General features: G+C 44.4%; 19 protein-coding genes and 1 tRNA gene. 11 read left to right on the plus strand and 9 right to left on the minus strand.

Translation table 11 applies throughout. From position 1 onward, the window contains the following. The first annotated feature begins 63 nt into the window (after positions 1 to 63). The 5 genes from I1H34_RS04110 to hisG all read left to right on the plus strand — a co-directional run bounded on the left by I1H34_RS04110 (position 64) and on the right by hisG (position 4230). Positions 64 to 429: a 2Fe-2S iron-sulfur cluster-binding protein gene (locus I1H34_RS04110; RefSeq protein ID WP_212664473.1), complete on the plus strand. Its 366-nt coding sequence runs from the start codon at positions 64 to 66 to the stop codon at positions 427 to 429. Between the two features lie 3 nt (positions 430 to 432). Beyond that, entirely contained in the window at positions 433 to 1266 is an 834-nt protein-coding gene (locus I1H34_RS04115; RefSeq protein WP_212666133.1) for an inositol monophosphatase family protein, read from the plus strand. Positions 1267 to 1361: 95 nt separating this feature from the next. Continuing rightward, on the plus strand, positions 1362 to 2309 hold the full coding sequence (locus I1H34_RS04120; RefSeq protein ID WP_212664474.1) for a J domain-containing protein: 948 nt from the start codon (positions 1362 to 1364) through the stop codon (positions 2307 to 2309). A 9-nt stretch (positions 2310 to 2318) separates the two neighbouring features. Further along, a complete protein-coding gene (locus tag I1H34_RS04125) occupies positions 2319 to 3527 on the plus strand; it encodes an ATP phosphoribosyltransferase regulatory subunit (protein WP_212664475.1) in 1209 nt (402 codons plus the stop codon). Positions 3528 to 3573: 46 nt separating this feature from the next. Further along, complete coding sequence (gene hisG / locus I1H34_RS04130; RefSeq protein WP_212664476.1) at positions 3574 to 4230, plus strand: ATP phosphoribosyltransferase; 657 nt, start codon at positions 3574 to 3576, stop codon at positions 4228 to 4230. Positions 4231 to 4247: 17 nt separating this feature from the next. Here the strand turns inward: hisG and I1H34_RS04135 are convergent, their stop codons facing one another. Beyond that, complete coding sequence (locus I1H34_RS04135; protein WP_212664477.1) at positions 4248 to 5381, minus strand: FHA domain-containing protein; 1134 nt, start codon at positions 5379 to 5381, stop codon at positions 4248 to 4250. A gap of 232 nt (positions 5382 to 5613) precedes the next feature. Here I1H34_RS04135 and I1H34_RS04140 point away from each other — a divergent pair, with 232 nt between their 5' ends. Next, positions 5614 to 6489, plus strand: coding sequence for a DUF4333 domain-containing protein (locus I1H34_RS04140; RefSeq protein ID WP_212664478.1), 876 nt, complete (start codon positions 5614 to 5616; stop codon positions 6487 to 6489). Positions 6490 to 6528: 39 nt separating this feature from the next. On the opposite strand, the gene I1H34_RS04145 is transcribed toward I1H34_RS04140, so the two are convergent. From I1H34_RS04145 to I1H34_RS04160, 4 genes are all read right to left on the minus strand, one after another. Beyond that, positions 6529 to 7455, minus strand: a complete 927-nt coding sequence (locus I1H34_RS04145) for a hypothetical protein (protein ID WP_212664479.1) — start codon at positions 7453 to 7455, stop codon at positions 6529 to 6531. A 47-nt stretch (positions 7456 to 7502) separates the two neighbouring features. Beyond that, positions 7503 to 8171, minus strand: a complete 669-nt coding sequence (locus I1H34_RS04150) for an alpha/beta hydrolase (RefSeq protein WP_212664480.1) — start codon at positions 8169 to 8171, stop codon at positions 7503 to 7505. A gap of 89 nt (positions 8172 to 8260) precedes the next feature. Then, positions 8261 to 9430 (minus strand): LL-diaminopimelate aminotransferase, encoded by a 1170-nt coding sequence (locus tag I1H34_RS04155; RefSeq protein ID WP_212664481.1) that lies wholly within the window; start codon positions 9428 to 9430, stop codon positions 8261 to 8263. A 198-nt stretch (positions 9431 to 9628) separates the two neighbouring features. Then, entirely contained in the window at positions 9629 to 10423 is a 795-nt protein-coding gene (locus I1H34_RS04160; RefSeq protein WP_212664482.1) for a PspA/IM30 family protein, read from the minus strand. 550 nt (positions 10424 to 10973) lie between these two features. Between I1H34_RS04160 and I1H34_RS04165 the strand changes: the two genes are divergently transcribed. Next, entirely contained in the window at positions 10974 to 11618 is a 645-nt protein-coding gene (locus I1H34_RS04165) for a DUF6940 family protein (RefSeq protein ID WP_212664483.1), read from the plus strand. Between the two features lie 60 nt (positions 11619 to 11678). On the opposite strand, the gene I1H34_RS04170 is transcribed toward I1H34_RS04165, so the two are convergent. The 3 genes from I1H34_RS04170 to I1H34_RS04180 all read right to left on the minus strand — a co-directional run bounded on the left by I1H34_RS04170 (position 11679) and on the right by I1H34_RS04180 (position 14055). After that, positions 11679 to 12662 carry an aldo/keto reductase gene (locus I1H34_RS04170; RefSeq protein WP_212664484.1) on the minus strand — a complete coding sequence of 328 codons (984 nt, stop codon included), beginning with the start codon at positions 12660 to 12662 and terminating at the stop codon, positions 11679 to 11681. A 22-nt stretch (positions 12663 to 12684) separates the two neighbouring features. Then, entirely contained in the window at positions 12685 to 13821 is a 1137-nt protein-coding gene (locus tag I1H34_RS04175) for a citrate synthase (RefSeq protein WP_212664485.1), read from the minus strand. A gap of 161 nt (positions 13822 to 13982) precedes the next feature. Then, positions 13983 to 14055 (minus strand) — tRNA-His (locus tag I1H34_RS04180). A gap of 91 nt (positions 14056 to 14146) precedes the next feature. Between I1H34_RS04180 and I1H34_RS04185 the strand changes: the two genes are divergently transcribed. The 4 genes from I1H34_RS04185 to I1H34_RS04200 all read left to right on the plus strand — a co-directional run bounded on the left by I1H34_RS04185 (position 14147) and on the right by I1H34_RS04200 (position 19119). Next, complete coding sequence (locus I1H34_RS04185) at positions 14147 to 14701, plus strand: leucine-rich repeat domain-containing protein (protein WP_212664486.1); 555 nt, start codon at positions 14147 to 14149, stop codon at positions 14699 to 14701. Between the two features lie 601 nt (positions 14702 to 15302). After that, positions 15303 to 15602, plus strand: a complete 300-nt coding sequence (locus tag I1H34_RS04190) for a hypothetical protein (protein WP_212664487.1) — start codon at positions 15303 to 15305, stop codon at positions 15600 to 15602. A gap of 883 nt (positions 15603 to 16485) precedes the next feature. Beyond that, positions 16486 to 17820, plus strand: a complete 1335-nt coding sequence (locus tag I1H34_RS04195; protein ID WP_212664488.1) for a hypothetical protein — start codon at positions 16486 to 16488, stop codon at positions 17818 to 17820. Between the two features lie 549 nt (positions 17821 to 18369). Further along, positions 18370 to 19119: a peptidylprolyl isomerase gene (locus I1H34_RS04200; protein WP_212664489.1), complete on the plus strand. Its 750-nt coding sequence runs from the start codon at positions 18370 to 18372 to the stop codon at positions 19117 to 19119. Between the two features lie 47 nt (positions 19120 to 19166). Here the strand turns inward: I1H34_RS04200 and I1H34_RS04205 are convergent, their stop codons facing one another. After that, entirely contained in the window at positions 19167 to 22319 is a 3153-nt protein-coding gene (locus I1H34_RS04205; protein ID WP_212666134.1) for an ABC transporter transmembrane domain-containing protein, read from the minus strand. Between the last annotated feature and the right edge of the window lie 26 nt (positions 22320 to 22345).

Genomic DNA, 22345 nt, shown 5'->3' on the forward strand with positions numbered 1-22345 from the left:
TGGATTAGTTTTATCCAGTACAAGTAAGCTATGTTAACAGAATCTGAACCCGGATGAAACGGTATGGAAAAATTTACGATACATATTCGCGATCGCCATAGCGGAAACGACTATTCAGTCTTAGTTCCTGCCAACCATTACATCCTTGAGAGTGTAGAGCAACAAGGCCAGCGTTTACCCTTCGCTTGTCGGAATGGAGCTTGTACAACCTGTGCAGTGAGAGTCATCTCTGGTGATATCTATCAGCCGGAAGCCATGGGGCTGTCTCTAGAACTGCAAAAGCAAGGCTATGCCTTACTATGTGTGAGCTATCCCCAAAGTGATTTAGTGGTAGAAACCCAGGACGAAGACGAAGTGTATGAACTACAGTTCGGTCAGTATTTTGGTAAAGGTAAGGTCCGTGCTGGCTTGCCCTTAGATGAAGAATAAATGATGCCGACAACCGACTTAAACGTCTATCTAGATATTGCGACTGAAGCAGCTTTAGCAGGTGGTGGTGTCCTACAGCAATTTTGGGGCAAGTTAGAAAATATTCAAGAAAAGCGACCGGGGGATTTGGTAACAGAGGCTGACCAAGCGGCTGAGAAAGCTGTTTTAGAAGTGATTGGCCGCCATTTTCCAGACCATCAAATCCTTGCAGAAGAGTCGGGGCAACAAGGAAATCAGGACAGTGATTATTTATGGGCGATCGATCCGTTAGATGGCACCACCAACTATGCCCACCAATATCCATTCGCCGCGACGTCCATTGCTTTAATTGTTCAGGGTGTTCCCACTGTGGGTGTGGTGTATGATCCCTTCCATCGGGAGTTGTTTCGAGCTGCAACGGGTTTAGGAGCGACTCGTAATCGTCAACCCATCCAAGTCTCTCCTACGCAAACCTTGGCTAGTAGCCTATTGGTCACAGGGTTTGCCTATGACCGTCGAGAAACGAATGATAATAACTATGCAGAATTTTGCCACTTAACTCATCTCACCCAGGGTGTTCGTCGGGGTGGTTCAGCCTCTATTGATTTGGCCTATGTTGCCTGCGGTCGGTTAGATGGATATTGGGAACGGGGTTTGTCTCCTTGGGATATTGCAGCGGGTATTGTCCTGGTGCAGGAAGCGGGCGGTACCGTCACTGCCTATGACCAAAGTCCTCAACAATTAGCCTCAGGGCGTTTACTGGCCACCAATGGTCATATTCACGCTGCCCTCAGTCACGAACTTTTAAAAATTCAACCATTGGATTGGTCTCCCCCAACAATCCCTGCTTCTAGATAAAATTTTCTATGTTGAATTAAGGTGCTGGATTGTCCCGAACCGACTAGACTAGCACTAGGGGATTACCTAACACACTCAACTTCGGAAGCACTTACATGTCATTTGAGATGAAGCATGGTCTTGCTATTTTCGATTGTCCGGATCACTATGCCAGCTTGGGTCTGAGCATTGGCGCATCTAAAGGTGAGATTCGCAAGCGCTACTTCAAAATTGCTCGCAGCTTGCATCCTGATAGCTGTCCAGCTGAAATGGATAAAGCACAAGCGAGTCGCATGCTCTCAAAGTTAGTGAATCCTGCTTATGAAGTCCTCTCCCAAGACAAAGACTTTGAAGAATATAAGGTGTTACTCCGATTAGTCGGGCAGCGGGCTAATCGTGAAGTGAATCCCAGTTCGATGCAAACACCGGGTGCCCAGGAACTATTAACTGCCAATTCTTTTGAGGAACATTACCAAGAACAGGTCAAACACTTAGCCCAAAACCAATTTGAGACTTTGGAGGGGATATTAGCGGTTGTTAGCCAACTCAGTGAGCTTAACCTAGCCTATTTAATTCGGCGGGAAGGGACCCAGCAATCAGGAGCTGCTCCCATGCAGGCTAGAGCGGCTCAGGCACAGCCGAAAGCGGCGGCAACACCAGAAACATCTGTGTCTGCTTCGCCTGCAGAGCAGCAATCTCCTCCCCAAGAAGCGGCGACCTCACAGTTTGTTAATGACTATTGCCGACGGGCGGAAGAACTGATTCAGAAAAACCGTTTGAATGACGCTATTGTAGAGCTGCGAGATGCTCTCAAACTTGAACCCAAAAACAGTCGCTGTCATACTTTAATGGGTTCTATCTACCTCCAGAAAAAATCTCTCAAAATGGCCAAAGTGCATTTTACCCAAGCTTTAAATAGTGATCCGCAGAATGCTGAAGCCATCAAAGGAAAGCAAAAATTGGAGAAGCTAGAAAAGAAATTGCAGCCCGCTACAACAAAACAGGCAGCTAAGCAGCCAGAGCGTAAGAAGGGGTTGTTTGGTTTGTTCGGTGGTAAGAAATAGTTGGTGACCATGTATCAACCTCCTGCGGGTGCCCGAGACCTACTGCCCTTAGATGTGGCTCAAAAATGTTGGATTGAGCAGCGTCTGCTGCAAGTATTCCAGCGTTGGGGATATCACCGCATTATTACTCCTACTTTAGAGCGGCTAGATACCTTGTTAGCTGGGGGAGCAGTGGACCCCCAAACTGTGATCCAAGTTTGGGATGCTGAAGAAGGGGTCTTAGGGCTTAGGCCCGAGTTAACGGCCTCCATTGCTCGTGCCGCTGTGACTCGAATGGAAGGGGAGACTCATCCTCAGCGACTCTATTACAACGACAATATTTTTCGGCAACAGCCAGGTCATGCGAGTAGTCAGCATGAGTTTTACCAAGCAGGAGTAGAGCTACTGGGGAGTAGCGGGTTATTGGCAGATGCTGAGATTCTTCTGCTCTTCGCTGATTGCCTCACAGAACTAGGTGTTCAGAACTGGCATGTCCTTTTGGGGGAAGCAGATTTAACCCGATCCCTGCTTCGTCCTTTTCCTGAAGCTGTGCGGGGAGATGTGCGCCGAGCCATTGCCCAACTCGATCGAGTGGGCCTGGCTAATTTACCCCTGAGTTCAGAACTCAAAGAACATGCTCTGTTTTTACTGGATTTACGGGGTGAACCGGCTCAGGTGCTGCAAAAGGTGTCCCAGTTACCCCTTGAACCACCCCAGCATGAGGCGGTCACCAACCTCAAGTCGTTGGTAGAAGTATTGTCGAAGCAACCCTCACTGACCTTAGATCTGAGTCTTATTCAGACCTTTGATTACTACACGGGTATCGTGTTTGAAATCATCAGTGATGCAGAATCGGGCCAACGTTTACTAGGGCAGGGTGGACGATACGATACGCTACTGGGCTTATACCATCCGCAGAATGAAATGCTCCCTGGGATTGGTTTTTCTTTTAATGTGGAACATTTGCATCAGGTATTATTGACCCTTGGCAAGTTGCCTAAGCAGACCCCTGCGTCACATTGGCTGGTGGTGGCAGAAACAGAATCTGCGATCGCAGCCGCGTTTGACCATGCCCATCAGCTGCGTCAGCAAAACGCCCAGCCTCCCCTCACCAGAGTTGAAGTGGAGCTGTCCCAAAAGTCTCCCGATGACATTCGAACCACTGCTCGTCAACAGCGAATTGGGCAAATTGCTTGGGTCAATGCCCAAGGGTCTGTCACAATTGAATCGCTAGCGTAATTCCCTTAAAAATTGCGATAGTCGTTATTCCATCGAGATTTATTTCATGCTCACGGTTGCCTTACCTAAAGGAGCGTTACTGAAAGATAGTATTCGCCTCCTCAAATCTGTTGGTTTGGATTTCAGTGCCTTCTTGGATTCTGGGAATCGCCAACTGCAAATTCAGGACCCAACGCAAACGGCTCAAGGGTTATTGGTCAGGGCCCAAGATGTCCCTGTGTACGTAGAGTATGGACAGGCTCAAATCGGAATTGTCGGATTTGATGTCTTACAAGAAAAGAAACCCCAGGTTGCTCAGTTTGCAGACCTAGGATTTGGTCATTGCCGGATGTCCGTGGCCGTCCCCAGCCAAAGCTCCTACCGTTCAGCGATGGAACTCCCCCCGAATTGTCGGGTGGCGTCCAAATTTGTCCACTGTGCCCATGACTTTTTCAGCCAGATCGATTTGCCCGTGGAAATTATTCCGCTCTATGGTTCTGTAGAATTGGGGCCGATTACAGGGATGTCTGAAGCGATTGTTGATCTCGTGTCTACCGGACGAACCTTGAAAGAGAATGGGTTGATTGAGCTGGACTGTTTGTATGAAAGTACGGCCCGTCTGATTGCCCATCCCTTGAGCTATCGGCTCAATCAGTATAATCTCCAGCATTGGCTAGATGAGATCACTAAAACCAGCCAGCCCCTTGCGGCTAGCGCTTCCTAGTGAATGAAGTTAACCTTTTAAGGAATCGCAACGGCAGGATCAAAACGATAGCTTTGTAAAATTTCTCGGAAGGTGGATCGAACTTGATCAAAGTCGGATCGCAACACCAAAATACTGACGACAGAGATGGTATCCCCGCTTTGTTCTGTATAGGTTGCCCCCAATACTTGATCATTGCGAGTTGAGAACTCCCACCCCAACTCCACCACACCGCTGTCTTGAACTTTGGGTTGTCCTACCTTGAAACCAGTTTCTTTTCCGAAGGCATTGGTAATAAAACGACGAGATAAATTCCCCAGTTCCTCTTCGCTGAGGCGTCGGGATTTAAATAGATCGACCACAATACTGCTGTCGGTCTCGCTATCTGTCCACCGCAGGATGACTTCCCCTGCTTTACTGGTATCTTTGCGGCGCCAGGTGCGTGGGGTTTTGATCTGAAATAACCCTGATGAATGCTCGTAGGTGACCAAATCGGCCATCTTGTCACCAAAGGACTCTCCCCGTGAGCTAGGGGAGGAGTCACTGCTATCCTGATCCGAGTTGGATTTAGTAGAATCACTCTGGGAAACGGTCGGTTCTTTGCTTAAGCCCAGAAAGTTGCTGACATAGGGCCAAGCCAGTGCTCCACCCCCAATCACTAACACACCTGCAACAATCCACACCCACACCTTGGGGCCTTGATCACCAGCAGGGGGTGGAGCTTGATAGTAAGGGGTTGGGCTGGGAGACGGATAAGGGGGTGGGGCTGCCGGTGCAGGGGAGCTGACGGTGGTCGGGGGCACGCCACCGGGTTGATTGACTTCTGTTGGAGGAATGCCGCCATCACCACTGACTCGAGCATTAAGGACAACTCGCCCTAAGGAGACGGTGCTGGCGGTCCCTAAGGGAACTTCACCAGTGGTGATGGGTTGGCCATTGACGATGGGCGGGTTGGTATCCCGAAGCGATCGCAAATAGAATACTTGGCTCCCGGCATGGTAATAAACCTCGGCCTGTAGTCCCGACACGCTGCTATCCGATAGAACGACATCGCATTTTTGAGGATCCCGACCAATCCGGACGGTGCCAGGGTTCTTGCTGGGTTGGTTTGGTTGAATTTGTTCCGAACGAGAGACGCCTCCCTCGACCCACTCCAACGTTAACTCAGTCACGGTTAGTCCTTTTTCTACTCATTGATCGATAAAAGCCGTTACGGTAGCTTTGCCTGGGATAATAGGCTTGGCAGACGTGCTCTCAGCATACCCAAGTAGGGTGAATCGTAATCGACTATTTAGCCTACACCATTATTAAAAGAATCTAGGTGTTTGTTAGCTCTCGAAGCAATTTTGTTACCGTGCTCACAGAGCCTACTAGATACATTTTCTCTCCGCTAATTCAACAGCTATGAAACTTCGCAATACAACCAGCACAAACTTCAATTGGAACGTCATCTTTACCGTAAGCCTGGCCAGTCTATTGGCTGCTTGTTCGCCCACCTTAAACACTGGCAAGCTGGAAGATGAGATCCAAAAAGGGATTGAAGAGCAAACCGACATCAATGTGTCGTCAATTTCTTGTCCCAAAGACGTTGAGCTGGAAGAAGGAGATATCTTCGATTGCGATGTAGAGGCATCAGACGATACTCAATTTACCGTAACCGTTACCCAAAAAGATGATGAAGGTAATGTGACCTGGAAGCAGAATCCAGTGTCTACCGCTAGCAATGATAATGACAATACAAGTTCCAGCAATGACTCCCCCGGTGATTTGATTCCTACGGAGGATCCTCCGAGTCCTGAACCAGAGCCTACCCCCGAAGCGGTTGATCCGAATGCACCTCGTATCGATGGCAGCATTGTCGAAAGCACTATCAAAGAGCAGTTTGCGGACCAAGCTGGAATTCCGGTCCGCTCGGTAGATTGTCCTCAAAATGTGGCGATTAAGGTCGGTAGTAAATTTAACTGTACCGTCAAGGCTGCTAATGGCAAGACCATTGAAGCCATAGCAACCCAAACCAATGAGCAGGGTGGATTTTCTTGGAATGCTACCAGTGGTTTGATTTCCTACGATAAAGTTGAAGGCTTAATCAAAACAGGGCTACAAAACCAAGAGAGCTTAACCGTCACCCCCAACTGTGGAACGCCTCAAACACGCTATATTATTGCCTATTCTGGAGAGAAGTTTAGCTGTTCAGCAACCGATTCTAATGGCCGCAAGATTCCGATTAGCGTCGCGGTTCAAAGCGATGATGGTCAAGTTGTTGTCAACTGGAAGTTATAGTCAGCGTCCCTAGATTAGGGATGCATTGCAAAGGCTAGATTAATTTGGCTCAGCCCAGCATTGTCCAGCGAGGGATGAGCCAAACTTCTCGTCGTCGGATGCTAAGACGATGCCGCCATTCTTACCGGGTACTAGCTCTATCGCCTCTACTTTATTGAAAGGGAATCGATAGAGCGGGGTTAGGGTAGATTTGTCTCGCTGTTGAGATGCTGCCTGGGTTTGATGAAAAGGAAAGCTTCCCATCCCATAGACAGCAGATTGAAATGGACCTTTATCACCTGGATCACTAGCAGCAGTGATGTAGAGTAATCCATCTGGCGCAATTTTTAAATCAGATATATGGCGCACGTTTTGCTGAGGCCATGGCACCTGAAAGGACATTGATCCATTGACCTTTATCTTGGCCTGATCAGGAAAATACTGACCCCAAAAAAGCACAGCGGGGTCGGTGTCTTGGCCTCGATGGGCCCAAACAGCAATTAACTGATCATCAATCTGTTGTAGAGCAAACCCTTCGATATTGCTTAGCTGAGCGCCTGGAGGAATTTGTGCCGTATGTAATACTTTGACAGCATTGTTTTCCAGATCCAGCTGCAGATGGTAAACCATTCCTAAGCTAGTGACCGCTAAAAATTCGGTCTGGGTGTTAGGTACGAGGGTTAACGCTTCCAGGTCAAGGGGAAGGGATGATTGGGTAGGCCATGCCAGAGACTGATAGGTGATAGAACCTTGGGAGGGAACGCCTAGTACAGCTAGCCGAGGCTGATCTTTATCTCCCTTGTTATCGTGAACAGCCAACAACTGACACAGTTGCGCCTGCTGTTGGATCAAGGCCAGGCCACTAATTCCTTTTCGCTTTCCAGGTTGAACAGGCCGCCAGGTTGGGTTTGCAGTAGCTGTCCATCCCCATAGGCTGCTCAGCCCCATCACTAGTAGACTGGCGAATACCTTTTTCCCTTGATTCATGCTTTTGTCGCTTTTACAGCGCCTTTAGGACCATAGTCATGAGGCTATTACTTGGACGTTTCGTCAGGGCTTTGTTTGGGGGCTGTAGTATCAGCAGGATCTTCTGCGGCTTCAGAGCTGGGAGTATCGGATTCAGGGGTAGGGGCACTATCAGTAGGTGCTGCGGGAGTGCCTGCCGGAGCTTCTCCTCCTGGGAATTGTCCGCCCATAAATCCTCCCAAGAGAGAGCCGGACTTCATCAGTTTCTGAACGGCAGCTAAGTCTATTTTTAGGGTTTGGGTTGGATAGGCCTCTAGAAAACTCAGAATTCCTAATCCCTCTTTTGAGGAGGCGGCACCAATCAGAGCACTTCTAAGAGCCAGTTTCTCAACTCCACCGGGAAGAGAGGTTGCCCCGGCAATTTGGGAGAGCAGTTGATCGCCTTGGGGAGAGCGCAAGATCTTATCCAGTACCACTACATCTAAAGGCACTTTAAACTTGAGGCCACCTAATAAAGAAGCCTGTTCCTGTTGACCCACAACACTCAACACAGAGGCAAGATCAGGAGGAGCACTCCCAGTCTCCAATAATTGACGGAGGTCGGAGACGGCGATGGATCGGCCAAAAGGACCATAGCTGACCGTAATTTTTTCGGCTGCACGACTGGCAGCACAATTCACCCCTACTAGCATCAAAGCGCTAGAGAAGGCACAGAGTAAACGGCGAGAATAACTCATAAAGGCTGATTTCCTTTGATGGGAGAGGAGTATATCTAAATCAAGTCGTTCAGTCGATGGATTCATCCAGGACTGCCCTTTCTGCATGGTCAAGTATGCAGGAAGGAATCGATTCGGTCAACGGCTGTGATCAGCGTGTCAGGATCTTGGACTAAGGCAAAGCGCACATACCCTTCGCCGGCTGGACCAAAGCCCGCTCCTGGTGACGCGGCGACCCCCGTTTGCAGAACTAACTGCTTACAGAATTCGACTGATTGCTGCTGCCAAGGTTCCGGTAAAGGTGCCCAAATGTACATAGTGACAGTGGGGTTGGGAACGACCCAACCCATCTTGCCCAATGCGTTGACGAAAACATCTCGACGCTGTTGAAAGATAGCCAAGGTCTTTTGCAGATCAGAATCACCGGTGTTTAAGGCTGTAATGGCACCATTTAATATGCCCTGATATTGGTTGAAATCAACAATGGCTTTAATTTTGCGCAAGCTCGTAATAAGGTCAGCATTGCCCACGGCAAACCCAATGCGGAATCCGCCCATATTGTAAGACTTGGAAAAGGTGAAAAACTCTATAGAACAACGCCGATCAAGATCTGCTTGGAGGATCGACGGCATCTTTTGATCCGAGAAGACAAAGTCAACGTAGGGAAAGTCGTGAACCAGCACTAAGTCATGGCCTTGGCAAAATTGGACGGCCTCTTGGAAGAAAGACAGAGGTGCGATCGCAGTGGTGGGATTGTGAGGATAACTCAAGACCATCATCCGCGCTTTCTGCAGCACCTTAGCTGGAATCTCGCTAAAAACTGGAAGAAACTGATTTTCAGCTAGCAGAGGCATACCATATATTTCCCCTCCTGCTAAATAGACACCGCCTGAGTGAGAGGGATAGCCCGGATCTTGTAATAGGGCAATATCGCCGGGATTGAGGATGGCTAGGGGTAAATGAGCCGTCCCTTCTTGGGACCCAATTAAGGGCAATACTTCAGTCTCAGGATCGATGGATAGTCCAAATCGCTGCTCGTACCAGGCTGCGACCGCTTCTCGAAAGGAGCGAGTGCCATGAAAGAGCAGATATCCATGGGTAGAAGGATCCTGTAAAGATTGGCTAATCGTCTCCAAAATCGGCGCAGCGACAGGCAAGTCTGAAGACCCTAATGACAAATCAATCAAAGATTGACCTGCATCAAGGGCTTGGCGCTTGGCCTGATCCATGTCCGCAAAGACATTGGCTTGGAATCGTTGAATGCGATCGGCAAATTTCATCCGCTAAAACATTGCAGATCTAAGACAACCTTAGATCTGCCCAGAATGGGGTTAACTGATGACTGGCTTCTGGTGTGATCGGTTAGTAGGTGAAGCAAGCTCTCTAATCCAGTCGATTACGAGAACCTAAGCACCCACTAGAAGCCGTTCGTCATTCGCTCAGTCTATTGAGTATCAGCCCAGTCTACAAGCCCTGATTTAAATTTGATCCAACTTGTTGCGTAGCTCTTCTAGTTCTGAATCCACTGGTGTTTGCTGTTGAGGGGTATCCACTGGCTCAGTTGTGGCAGCAGGCAAGGCTTCTGGTGCAGCAGGCGTCCCTTCTAAAGCAGGAGGCTCGGCGAGTTGAGCCTTCAACATCGCCAATTCGGAATCCACATCGCTACCCGCTTCTAAACTGGCAAACTGACTATCTAAGGTATCTCCTGCTAGTTCAGCAATAGCATCAGACTGGGCTTCCATTTCCATGACTTTCTCTTCCATACGCTCGAAAGCACCAATCGCTCCCGATGTATCGACTCTACCCATGGCTTTGTTGATCTGCTCACTCGCTTTGGCCGCACGGGCACGAGCTTTGAGCATCTCTTTCTTGGTTTTTGCTTCAGCAATCTTACTTTCTAAAGCAGTCATGTTTCGCTTCAGGGTCCCCACTTGATTGGTGGATTGATCAAGCTGGGATTTGAGGCTATTGGCCGTGTCTGTAAAGGATTGCTTGCGAGATAGAGCTTCGCGAGCTAAATTCTCATCGCCTTTTTGGAGTGCAAGCTGGGCACGACGATACCATTCGGAAGACTGAGTTTGGGCCTGATTATATTGCTGTTCAACCCGCTTTTGGGCTGCGATGGACTGGGCAACAGCTTGGCGCAATTGCACTAAGTCTTCTCGCATATCCTCAACGGTTTGTTCCAGAATTTTTTCTGGATCTTCGGCAGAGCTGACAACTGCATTGAGGTTTGAACGAACAACCCGACTAACGCGGTCAAATAATCCCATGACTCGGTTTTTCCTTAAAACAATAAACTTCTATGACAATCCTTGGTTTTAGACTAGCGAAGCTTGAGATTAGTGAAGAGATCTATCCCAAGACTGTTGCCTGTTTGAGTGGATCGATCTACTTTTTACATGGTACTTGGCTTCCTTGTTCATTGAGGCGAAATCAACAGGCTTGTTATAAATCCAAACGAGTTTGCCTGGATGAATCAGTCTAAGTTTACCCACTTCAGATGCTCACCAAAGCAATATTGGATAAGAAACTCGGTCATCCCTTCACTACTACCAGTAGAAAGGCCAAATTTTTTAGATGGATCGCTATCTGCATTCTAACAATCTCATTTTGAATAACGGTTTAAGTCGAAACCAATACTACTATCGCAACGAAGCGCAATCCGCATGGTCACTAACCCTGAAAAGGTTTGGAGTGCTAGGCTTGGGCTATTGAAACGCCAGAAAGACAAGCCGAGGCTTCTTCCCTTGGTGTCTTTGAACTGCCTCTGATATCTTGAATATTTTCGATACGTGACTTTGTATAGATTGATAGAGCTAAATGGATCAAGCTTTTGAAACGATTGCCCAATCAATAACTGGGCATCTAATCGCCTATGGTCAACTCCTGGACCAAGGTAAAACGCAACGGGTTACAGTCTCTCTCAATACCACTCCTCTAAACTGGCATCAGGCTATTGAACATTGGCAACAGGATGCCGAATTTCGATCGCTGATCTCTCAGATTTTACGAGACAGCCCCTATGCTGCTTTCTTTTGGGAAACGCCACCTCTAATGCCTGATAGTCTCCATCGGCCTTGGGAATTTGTTTTGGTGAATGCTCCACGTTTGGCCAAGATATCGCCTAACCCCCAACCTTTTGCCCAGTATCTAGAAAGAGGAGATGAGCCTATTCAGGTGTTTGCCAACTTAGGAGGGGATGCGATGTTGCTTGCACCCCGTGCGCTTGGCCCTTTGTCGACTTATGCACATTTAGCAAACTTTGTTCGTCAGGCTCCACCAGTGCAAGTAGATATCTTGTGGCAAATTTTAGGGGATACCCTGCAAAAACTAATAAGTGATGAACTTAATCCTCGTACCGCTCCTCTATGGGTGAGTACGTCTGGTCTTGGTGTTTACTGGCTGCATCTGCGGCTAGATGATTTCCCCAAATACTATACCCACCGTCCCTACCGCACTACTTAAAGAAGCATGACATCTGACTGGATTAAGGCATGCCCAAGCGATAGGTCTAGAAAAAACTGCTCAAGCCCATTGCCGGAAAAACGAATGATCTTCCCAAGTGGCTTGAGTTCGTTTTTCAATGTTGGCAAGGGTGGCAGCATCTAATTCTTGAAATGCTTGTGCAGTTTGTACATTGGCTGTCAGTTGTTCTACCGTCTCTGCCGCGATGATACAGGTATGCACGCCGGGTTGGGATAAAGAATAACCCATAGCTTCTGACATGCCTGACAGCACCCCAGGACGCAATAACTTGCCGTAGGCGGGGACTTTCATGGCAATCACCCCCACCTGCTGCTGACGAGCGACGGGTAACACGGACGAAATAAAGGGGCGTGGATGGTGAACATCGGCGGCGTTAATAGGAATTAAGGTGGTATCAAATGGGTAGCGGTTTAAACCTTCGATGATGATTTGGGGTTCATGGTGGCCTGTAATGCCTGTAAACTTGATGATGCCTTGGGCCTTGGCTTCTTCCATTGCCTTGATGGCACCATTTGAGCTAAATATGGTTTCAATCTCGTCGGTAAAGGAAACATGGTGCAGTTGCCACAGATCTAAGTAATCGGTGTTGAGGCGTTTGAGGGACCGTTCTAATTCTCGCCATGCGCCATCGCGATCGCGTTTAGCCGTCTTACTCGCTAAAAAAATCTGAGAACGGTATTGCGGTAGAACTTTTCCTAAATAATCCTCACTAGGACCGTAACTAGCTGCTGTATCAAAATAGCGAATCCCCAAGTTCCAAGCCTGCTGAATCATTTCCACAGACTCCTTTTCAGCACCGGTTTGAGATAGCGGTGTTTGGCCTGCTCCTCCTAGACCTAAAATAGGCAAGTTTATACCTGTTTTACCTAAAACTTTTTTAGGTAGGGATGAATTTTTAGGTGAGGATAATGGAGTGACCGAGGCGGAGCGGCGATCTTTATGCAGTAATATACTGCCCAGTAAGCCGCCTGTAGCCGCAAGGCTACTGAGTAGAAAGGTGCGTCGTTGAGATTTTGGGCTCATCGTTCTCTCCTATTGTTAGGAGCTACCGATCTACCACAGGAATATAGGGTTGATCGTGCTGTCCCATATAGATTTGGGAGGGACGGTAGATCCGGTTGGTATCGAGTTGTTCTTTCCAGTGGGCCAGCCAGCCAGCGACCCGAGCAATGGCAAAAAGAGATGTAAAGGTATCGGCAGGAAACCCCAGCTGTCTAAAGATTAACCCAGAATAGAATTCTACATTGGCATGAATTTGACGATCGCCCAGTCTTTCTAACACCGCTTTTTCTAAAGTTAGGGCAATACCGTAGTAGCGATCGCATCCATAGTTCTCCGACAACTGTTCGGCCAAACCTTGCATAATTCGGGCACGCGGATCTTTGACTTTATAAATGCGATGCCCGAACCCCATAATCCGCTGACCTTGGGCTAATTTCTGATCCAGATAGGGTTTCACATTCTCCACGGAACCAATATCTGTGAGCATCTGCATCACTTCTTCGTTAGCGCCGCCATGTAGCCGACCGCCTAAGGTACCCATGGCTGAGGCTACAACTGCATAGGGATCCGTTAGCGTTGATGCCGTGACCCGTGCCGAGAACGTCGAAGCATTCATCGTATGCTCAGCATGGAGAATCAAACATTGATCAAAAATATGTGCTTTCTGCGCATCGGGTTCTTGTTCACTCAGTAGGTATAAGAAATTCGCTGCATAGTTGAGATCATCACGGGGTCGGAGGGGATCATTGCCCTTCCGAATATGTTCAAAGGCCGCTACAGCTGTAGGGATCTTTGCCAAGAGCCTCACCACCGCCCTCCGAATATAGGCCGGATCATTGAAAGCCCGTCGAGAATGGTACAGCCCCAACGCTGCCACTGTGGCCTGTACGGCATCCAAGGGATGACCCCGTTCAGGAAAGCATTTCATCATATCCACCAGACGGTACTTGATGCGGCGATGGTGGATGACCTCATAGTGAAAGAGATCAAAATCTTCAGGTGTGGGCAGATGGCCCCAAATTAACAAGAATGCTGTTTCCAGAAAATTGCTGCGTTCAGCTAGCTCAGTGATAGCAATGCCCCGATATTCGAGTTGGCCCGCTTGCCCATCCACATAGCTAATTCGAGACTGGGCGGCTGGAATTCCACCCAAGCCAGGCACATAATCGCATGTTGTCATCTGCTTTGCTCCGATGGGGATTGCTCAAGCCCACTGCCATTATCGAGATTTGCTCCCCAGACATCAATGGGTAGGTCATCTCTTAACGAATTGATCACCAAAAACTGGCCGATATCAACCCAGGGGAAGTACGGCACAACTATTACGAATATGATATTCAGGGCGGATGATGGGAATCGAACCCACGAATGGTGGAACCACAATCCACTGCCGTAACCACTTGGCTACACCCGCCATTGCGTACTTGAATATAGCATTTAGACCTGGGATTGATCTAGGTGTATGGGCAATAGATAGAAAACTTCCTAAGTAGAGGAGGGCCAAAATGGCATATCGCAAGGTTTTACTCAAGCCAATCTACCTGATGCTTTTGACGGGAGTCTTTACTTTTAGGCTCTCGATGGCTATAGCCTGTAAGCCCGTCTATAGATCTATTTACGACTGGTGCATCCATAAAAATAAATTATCAGGAACCACCCGCAATCTGATTGAGACCCTCTTGTTGAAGGCTGAGACTACTGACTGTACCCTAGCTCAGCAAAGGTTAAGTCAGATGACCTATCTCAACCTTGATGCCACCCCTCTGAGTGATCCGAATCAAGTAACTGCTGGACCCATTTCAGATTTAAGACCGTTATCAACCTTGACACAGCTCAAAGGTCTGAACCTTTATCATCAGCAATTGACAGATTTACGACCGCTGGCTTCGTTAGTGAATTTGGGTTATATCAATTTACAAGGGACAGGAATAACGAAGATAGAACTATTATCGGCTCTCAAGAATTTAAAATCTCTTGATTTGCGTGATAACCCCATTACTGACTTTCGACCATTGGGTGATTTGCCCAAGCTGAAGCAGCTCTATCTTGGAGATCTGTAGGATTCATTAGATCAGCTAAAAAATTAGGGTAAGCATCTGTGGCAAGCCTTACTTCATAAGGCTTGCCACAGATGCTTACCCTAAAATTAGGTCTTGACGATGCACTAGTTTGCCTTGCTCTGTTATGCTTGCCGCTTGATGGATAAAGTCTTAGTTATGTCATTCTTGCCTGAGTTTTAATGCAGTTGGGGCTATATCATTTGTTTCAACTCAGTCAATTATGGTTCCTCCTGTAACCTATGTAGCTATTAAGCTTGACTGGCCTAAAGATAGTCGCAGATTTAGGCCTTAACTCATTCCAAGCTATAAGTAAATCCGAAATAATTTAGAGATATACCTTATGTAAATATAATTTATGCCAAGTTGGCAACATTAGATTCTTTTTCCTCTTTATAGTGATTTATGTAAACGAGCAAAAAGGGTTCTTTCTTTCCTGCTTGAAAGTCATTTAAAACTGTTGGAATGTTGTTTGTGTTGAATTAGTCATAAGGCTTTTTGATCGCAATATGAATAGTTTTAAGGTTTTGATTGGGTTTGTGGAATAGCCTGTGCAAATTTATATTTGCAAACAGTAACAGCTCATTAATTACACAAGGAATAAATGATGATTATCTCTGATTTAAATCACTTAGAAGTTTTGGATTCAGGTCTAGAAGAAGTCACTGGTGGTTGGGGATACTATATTCCCGTTCCTTCTCATCTTCCTGTGAGTGGCGGTATCAACTTTAATGTTAATGTTAACGTTTCGAAAAACTTTGTGAAACTTAAGGGCAATCAAGCTACTGGTGCTTTTAATGCTAGTGCTAAAGGCTCCAATACATTAACGGATGGATATGTTAACGTATCTACGACTTCTCATAGCTCGAATTCTTCAGGTGGTGCTATTGCACAATCAGCTTAAATCAAAGTTTTTTAAAAGCTCTGATTTTTTCAGAAATCTGTGAAATGTGTTACTGGGAGTAAGGCTCATTCCTTACTCCCAGTAACGCGTCTATGAGCAACTATTAATAGAAGATTTAAAAGAATCTTTTGTCCTCTTAGTTAAGAGTTCACTTTGCTTAAATATTTTGTAATAAAATATCTGAATTGGTTTTAAATTATTTAAGACTTATTATAAAAAATGTACAAAATTAGAGTCAGATAATTGCGGCAAATGATCAAAAAAAATTCTAGATGCGCTAGTAGTTCTTCTGCTTTAGCTTATTCATCTACTAAGACCCAAAGTGCTTATGGTAAGTCTTCTGCTACAACTATTTCTTCTATGGGAGAAAGTGAAAGTAGCAGTACTGAAGTCTTTAGTTTGAATGCCAAAGCCATTAGTGCAAAGGCATCTTCTAAGTCAACACAGAATAATTCACCTTGTGTCAATACTCAAGTGGATATTTCATTTCCATAAATTTTTTCTGAAAATTTTTCAAGAATAGATAGATTGCTAAAATGTTTGAGATCTAATCTTTGGATATAAATTGTTTTATCCTGTTATTAGTTGGATTCTGAATTAAAAAATAATCGTTGTCTAAACTATGTCGTTCATGGCGATAAAAATCTGCACGAAATTTCGCAGTAAAATATTTCTATTGAAGATGTTGTTTTTGATCATAAAATATTTAAGAAAAAATAATTTTACCTTATTGATCCTTAAGAAGAATGTATTTTGGAAGATAGTGAGCACTAGCTTGTTAGAAAGTTTTTGTATAGTGGTCTATAGTACATATGATTTTTTAAAACTATCTCAATGCTTTTGGAAAGATATCTTGATACTATAAAATAATGCTTTAATAGCCATGCAAAGACTAAACATCAGTAAAATTAAATTCACTAATCGTGCTGACAAAATAGCTCCAAATTCTACGATTTTTAATCCCAAGAATTCTATTGTTAAAACTCTAAAGGGAAGCGATTCACTTATAGGTAATTCTTTCCTTAATGGTGATTTTGGATTCGGAGTTTTAGTTGGGGTTGGGGCGAAAAACTTTGGTTTGCTTGCGACTTCTACTGAGTTTCTAGTCAACTTTAAACTTCGTACTCAAGGAATTAATAATAAAGGTACGATTCAGACTAATAAAGGCAAGGATACAATCCAAGGTAACGCCTCAGCCAATTTGTCAGTTGCTACTAATTCGGTAGCAGAGGCGATAGCCGTTGCTCAATCTGTTGATACAAGCGTCATTACCCAAGTTTTGGCATCTCTTGATATTGAGGCTAATGTTATTGGTATCAATAATTCTAAGGCGACTATTCAGACTGGCCTTGGAAGTGATGCTATAGATGGTCAAACGGAGGGGAGTGTTTCTGCTACGGCAACCGCTTCAGCTAATGCATCAGCCATTGTCGAAGCGATTGCTGGTGCCCCTATCTCTGATAAGTTAATCGCGTTTGCTAATGCTATTGCTACCAGTTTGACGACTGCTTCTATATCGGCCACTGGAATCAAAAATAGGAAAGGTTTGCTTGCAACTGGCAAAGGCAAAGATACGATTAGCGCTACTGCAAACACTCAATCTAGTACTTTTGCAGGTACGTCTAGTTCTGCTTTTTCTAGTGCACCTCCTGACAATCAAGCCTTAGCGTTGGCTGTTGCTGAGGCAGTTGCTGAAGCTTCTGATATTGCGATCGCAATCGATAATACAGGCGGAAAAATTACCACAGGGAATGGGGCTGATACGATTATTGCCACTGCGGAAGCGACTGGTAAAGCCTTTGGAATTATCAACACTGGTGGTGTGATTAGTACTGGACAAGGGGCTGATCAGATTATTGTTCAGGCTACAGGGGAAGAAGCCTATGGTCTTTATGGTGGAAGAGTAAGTTTGGGTGCAGGAAAAGATTCATTAACCGGTACCTTTGGTGGCGGTGTGGTTGTCAATGCAGGGAGAGGCAACGACTTTATTGATGGTAGTGCTGGTGATTTTGGGAACGCCACATTAAGAGGTGGAAGAGGTCAAGACACCCTTAGTCTTGCGAGTAGCCTTGCCGATTTTTCTGATATCAGTATTGGTGCAAATACTCAAGTTACATTCAATCTTGACGGTATGACACTCGTTACTACGGGATTTGAAGAATATATTTTAGCTGGCGAAACTTATACCCTCGCTGGGCTTGCAAGCAATCTACCATAATATTTCAAGCTAAATAGAGTAAGTGAGAACGCCAAAGATGTCGTTAGAAATGTCTTAGCCTCTTTTACTTATATTCTCTGCTAGTAATCTTTTAATCTATTTTGGATAATTGGGTTTCAGCGTAACTGCCTATTCCTTTCAGATGGAAATACGGCAGAGCTTCCATTGATACTGGCGATAACTTAGTCATTGAATATCCTAGGGTGCTATTATCAATGGCACCCTAAAATCTAGTTTTGGAGTTTGATGAATAACGCTTTCCAAAAATTCATATCAATCAAATAATGAGTTATTTGATTGATATGAATTTCTTAAACTGGTTACTAAATATAGATTTCAGGTGATGATGCTTTCAGTAATCCTGAGAGAACTATCTTCTAATTCTTAAGCCCAAGAAAACTGATATTTGGATAGATTGGTACATGGTATAACCATGAGTAATTTAGCCTTACGCATGTTTGATAGCTATGAACAATTCTTATAAAGAAGATATATACTAGTATTTTGCAAAAAAATAGAAAAAATTTCTTATTTAATATCTCTTACTGAATGATGAATATAGACTTTCACGGGATTTCAATTGAGATAGCTGAGGTGCTAGAAACACTCAGGCAAAATATGAGTCTAGTGGAGGTCTGCGAGCAAACTCTTAAACAAAAAATCATTCTTCAAACAGCTGATTCCCAAAATATTACTGTTACACCTGAGGAAATTCAAAATGAAGTAGATGAAATTCGCCGTAATAAGCATTTGGAGAAGGCATCTGATACAATGGCCTGGCTTAACGAGCAAATGGTTACTCCAGATGAGTGGGAAATTGCAATTCAGGGTCACTTGCTTACGAAAAAGTTGGCTACATATCTATTTGAAGAGAAAGTAGAATCTTACTTTGCTGAAAGGCGACTAAATTTTGATCGTTTTGTAATTTATCAAATTAGTGTTGACTGTCAAAAATTTGCTCAAGAATTATTTTATCAAATTGAAGAAGAAGAAATTAGTTTTTATGAAGCAGCTCATCTTTATGATCTTGATGAAAGAGCTCGCTCTCTTTGCGGTTATACAGGTGAGACAAACCGCTTAAGTTTCTCTCCAGGTATTGCTGCAGCTATTTTTCAAGATCCTTTACCAATAGGAGTTTTGCTAGGGCCAATTCAAACAGAAGAAGTGCATCATCTGGTAAGGATTGAAAAATATATACCTGCAGATTTAACACCCATTGTAAGGCAAGAAATTCTCGATAGCTTATTTGAAGAGTGGATTAGTAAAGAATTAAATTATATTATTAATATGCAACAATAAAAACATAATGAATCACATAATCTAAAATACTAGAGCATTAAATATTTTTATAATTCTAATTGTTGCTGAGCTAAGTAGAAATAAAGTCCTTGTTGTTGAATTAACTCTTCATGAGTGCCTTTCTCAACGAGAATCCCTTTATCTAGAACAATGATACAGTCAGCGTTGCGTACTGTTGAAAGTCGATGGGCAATAATAAAAGTTGTCCGTTCTCGTGCTAAACGCTTTAAATTTTCTTGAAATCTTCGTTCTGATTCAGTGTCAAGAGAGCTGGTTGCCTCATCGAAGATTAGTATAGGTGGCTTCTCAAGTAAAGCTCTGGCAATTGCAATTCTTTGTCTTTGTCCCCCCGAAAGATTAGTACCCCATTCACCTACTTTGGTACTATATCCGAGAGGAAAAGCCTGAATAAAAGCATGCGCTTCTGCAAGCTTAGCAGTGTCAATAGCTTGCTCTAGACTAAATTTGGGCTGGTGGAGTGTAATATTTTCTAGGATTGTTCCCGAGAATAAAAAACACTCTTGTGGTACTACTCCTAGTTGGGAGCGGAGCGATTTAAGTGATAAATGGTTGAGATCGTGTCCATCAATCCAAATTTGACCACTGGTCGGTTGGTATAGACCTTGAAGTAATTTGACTAAAGTACTTTTTCCTGAGCCACTACGTCCAACTATTGCCAAAGTTTGTCCTTTCTTGACTTCAAAAGAGATGTTTTGAAGAGCATTCCTCTCTTCTTCTGATTCGTAACGAAAACTGATATTATCAAATCGAATATTTCCTTCTATGTTTGGTAGAGCTGTAGAAGATTTTTGTGATTTCTCCTCAGGTTGGTAATCAAAGATATCATTTAACTTTTCGACGGAAATTAAAACTTCTTGCAATTCATCCCATAGCCCTACAAGTGTAATGAAAGGACTAATAACATGGCCTTTCATCATGCTAAAAGCAACATATTGACCTATGGTTAGTTGATCTTGGATGACTAAAGTAGCCCCGTACCAAAGTAAAGCTGTTCCACCAATCGTATTAATTAAGCCACTGAGCACTCCTAAGTGAATGGCAAGTTTTTGGCCTTTGAATTGTATATTGAGCTGATGGGTTAATTTATCTTCCCAACGCCAGCGGAATTCTTGTTCTACAGCGACAGATTTAACTGTGGATATACCCGATAGCATTTCGACTAACGTAGAGTTCTCATCTGCTGTAGCATTAAACTCTTCACGAGAAATCTTACGAAGTAAAGGTGTTGAAACCAAGGTGAGAACTACAATAGGAGGGATAATGGCTAATACTAAAACTGTGAGCTGCCAGTTGTAGTAAAGCATCAAACATAGATAGATAATTCCAGTCACTAAATCTAGCCAAGATAGCAATACCTGCCCGATTAGGAATTGTTGAATCTTTTCATTTTCCTGAACCCGCGTAATGATGTCGCCTACTCTGCGCGATTCAAAAAATTTAATCGGTAAATTGAGAGTATGCCTAATCAAGCCGCTAATCAATGTTAGATCTAGTCGATTAGCAAAGTAGTTTAGTAAATATGTACGAACGGCACTTAATCCCATCCCTGCAATGCCAAACAGCAGAGCTCCAACAATCATGACATTGAGTGTCGTTTGGCTTTTGCTGACTACAATCTGATCCAGTATTATTTGGGTGAATAGAGGTGAAATAATACCAAAAATCTGAATCAAAATTGAAGCAAGAATAATCTGTAGCCCTAAAGTGCGATAGGGCAATAGTAGATTGAAGAATCTAACTAAAGATCGCTTTTCCCCGGGGACTGTATATAGTTGCTCTGTAGGATCAAGGAGAAGCGCAAAACCTGTCCAACTCGCTACAAATTTTCGGCGTGATATCCGGTATTTGCCTTTAGCTGGATCAGCAACTAGAACCTGATCTCCTTTAATCCAGTAAACAACAATAAAGTGATCCCCTTCCCAATGTGCAATCCAAGGATTGGTTTGATCCACTAAACGATTTAAACTTGCCCGTACGGGGCGGGCATGGTAACCAAGGGATTCTGCAGTACTAGCTAAATTCTTTAAAGAAGTACCTGATCGCCATACACCAGTTATTTCTCTCAACCAGCTAATACTAAAACGCTTGCCCCAGTACTGGCTAATCATCGCCAAACAAGCAACCCCACAGTCCGAAGAACTTTGCTGCTCGATAAACGGATAAGCTTTCCATAAAGTTCGGCGAGGTTTTAGCGGTTTAGGAAAATCAACCTGTTGTGGATTATCTACATTCTCTGCAGCGGGGAATTGCTTTGTCTGATCCTTGATTTTCCTCGGTGGGGTGGAACGAACTAGATTTCGCTTCCAGGATTTAGTTCGGTCAGTGTTGTAAATTTTTTGAGGATTAGAATTTGAGTTTGTGGTGGGTGATTGATGACTTTCTTGAACTAGCAATGTCAGTTGAGGAGCGATGGCTGTGGCAGCTTCCCAATCTTCTTGAGGAAGTTGATATATGAGTAGCTCAGTTTTGCTAAAGCTATTGATTTCAGTCGTTTCTGGATAACCCCAAGTGAAGCCAGGATGGGAGCTTTGATCTTGGATTTGACCTTGCTGTAGCCAAAAACGACCCAGTTTGGCAGGGGCTAAATTGGCAACAGCTTTACCTGGGAGTATTTTCTTCTCAACCACATATGAACAAAATTGCTCTAATTTATGGGTAGGTAGCCTATTTAAGCTTGTAAGAGTTTTAAAGAAAATTAAGCACTGTCGAGCTTGAATAGTCTCAGCTAAATGGTGTTGTAATTTTGGCAACTTCGCTAGAAAAGGGTGTAGTACTTGAAAAGGAATCTTTGCGATCTTTACTTCACTAGCAGCAAAAGCTTGGTAAGGTAAACTAGCTTCGCGATAGTTAGAGTCGCCTCCAAAAAAACTACCCTCTTGCAATAATTGAATGGATAAATTTTGATGTTGTTCAGAGTCAGTGCTTACAAGCCTAATTCTTCCTTGAATTATAATATATAGGTCTTGGTAATCATTTTTGGCTGGAGTTGAGGCTTCGTGGATATTATGAATAATATCTCCAAGCTGCAGTTCAATTGCTTCAAATTTTTTGCATAACTCACTGATGACAGTATTTGAGTCTGAGATGTCACATATTGTAGATAAAAAGCTAGGTAGCTTAGGTAGCTTATCTGAGGCTTGAAAATGATGATTCTTGTCTGGGATACTTAAGTTATCCATCTTGGTTTTATTATTCAGTTTTATTT

It is taken from the genome of Acaryochloris marina S15 (assembly GCF_018336915.1).
In the GTDB taxonomy this organism is placed as follows: domain Bacteria; phylum Cyanobacteriota; class Cyanobacteriia; order Thermosynechococcales; family Thermosynechococcaceae; genus Acaryochloris; species Acaryochloris marina_A.

Coding starts and splice junctions, on each gene's coding strand:
- I1H34_RS04110 (WP_212664473.1), top strand. CDS start 64: ATGGAAAAATTTACGATACATATTCGCGATCGCCATAGCGGAAACGAC.
- I1H34_RS04115 (WP_212666133.1), top strand. CDS start 433: ATGCCGACAACCGACTTAAACGTCTATCTAGATATTGCGACTGAAGCA.
- I1H34_RS04120 (WP_212664474.1), top strand. CDS start 1,362: ATGTCATTTGAGATGAAGCATGGTCTTGCTATTTTCGATTGTCCGGAT.
- I1H34_RS04125 (WP_212664475.1), top strand. CDS start 2,319: ATGTATCAACCTCCTGCGGGTGCCCGAGACCTACTGCCCTTAGATGTG.
- hisG (WP_212664476.1), top strand. CDS start 3,574: ATGCTCACGGTTGCCTTACCTAAAGGAGCGTTACTGAAAGATAGTATT.
- I1H34_RS04140 (WP_212664478.1), top strand. CDS start 5,614: ATGAAACTTCGCAATACAACCAGCACAAACTTCAATTGGAACGTCATC.
- I1H34_RS04145 (WP_212664479.1), bottom strand. CDS start 7,455: ATGAATCAAGGGAAAAAGGTATTCGCCAGTCTACTAGTGATGGGGCTG.
- I1H34_RS04150 (WP_212664480.1), bottom strand. CDS start 8,171: ATGAGTTATTCTCGCCGTTTACTCTGTGCCTTCTCTAGCGCTTTGATG.
- I1H34_RS04155 (WP_212664481.1), bottom strand. CDS start 9,430: ATGAAATTTGCCGATCGCATTCAACGATTCCAAGCCAATGTCTTTGCG.
- I1H34_RS04160 (WP_212664482.1), bottom strand. CDS start 10,423: ATGGGATTATTTGACCGCGTTAGTCGGGTTGTTCGTTCAAACCTCAAT.
- I1H34_RS04165 (WP_212664483.1), top strand. CDS start 10,974: ATGGATCAAGCTTTTGAAACGATTGCCCAATCAATAACTGGGCATCTA.
- I1H34_RS04170 (WP_212664484.1), bottom strand. CDS start 12,662: ATGAGCCCAAAATCTCAACGACGCACCTTTCTACTCAGTAGCCTTGCG.
- I1H34_RS04175 (WP_212664485.1), bottom strand. CDS start 13,821: ATGACAACATGCGATTATGTGCCTGGCTTGGGTGGAATTCCAGCCGCC.
- I1H34_RS04185 (WP_212664486.1), top strand. CDS start 14,147: ATGGCATATCGCAAGGTTTTACTCAAGCCAATCTACCTGATGCTTTTG.
- I1H34_RS04190 (WP_212664487.1), top strand. CDS start 15,303: ATGATGATTATCTCTGATTTAAATCACTTAGAAGTTTTGGATTCAGGT.
- I1H34_RS04195 (WP_212664488.1), top strand. CDS start 16,486: ATGCAAAGACTAAACATCAGTAAAATTAAATTCACTAATCGTGCTGAC.
- I1H34_RS04200 (WP_212664489.1), top strand. CDS start 18,370: ATGATGAATATAGACTTTCACGGGATTTCAATTGAGATAGCTGAGGTG.
- I1H34_RS04205 (WP_212666134.1), bottom strand. CDS start 22,319: ATGGATAACTTAAGTATCCCAGACAAGAATCATCATTTTCAAGCCTCA.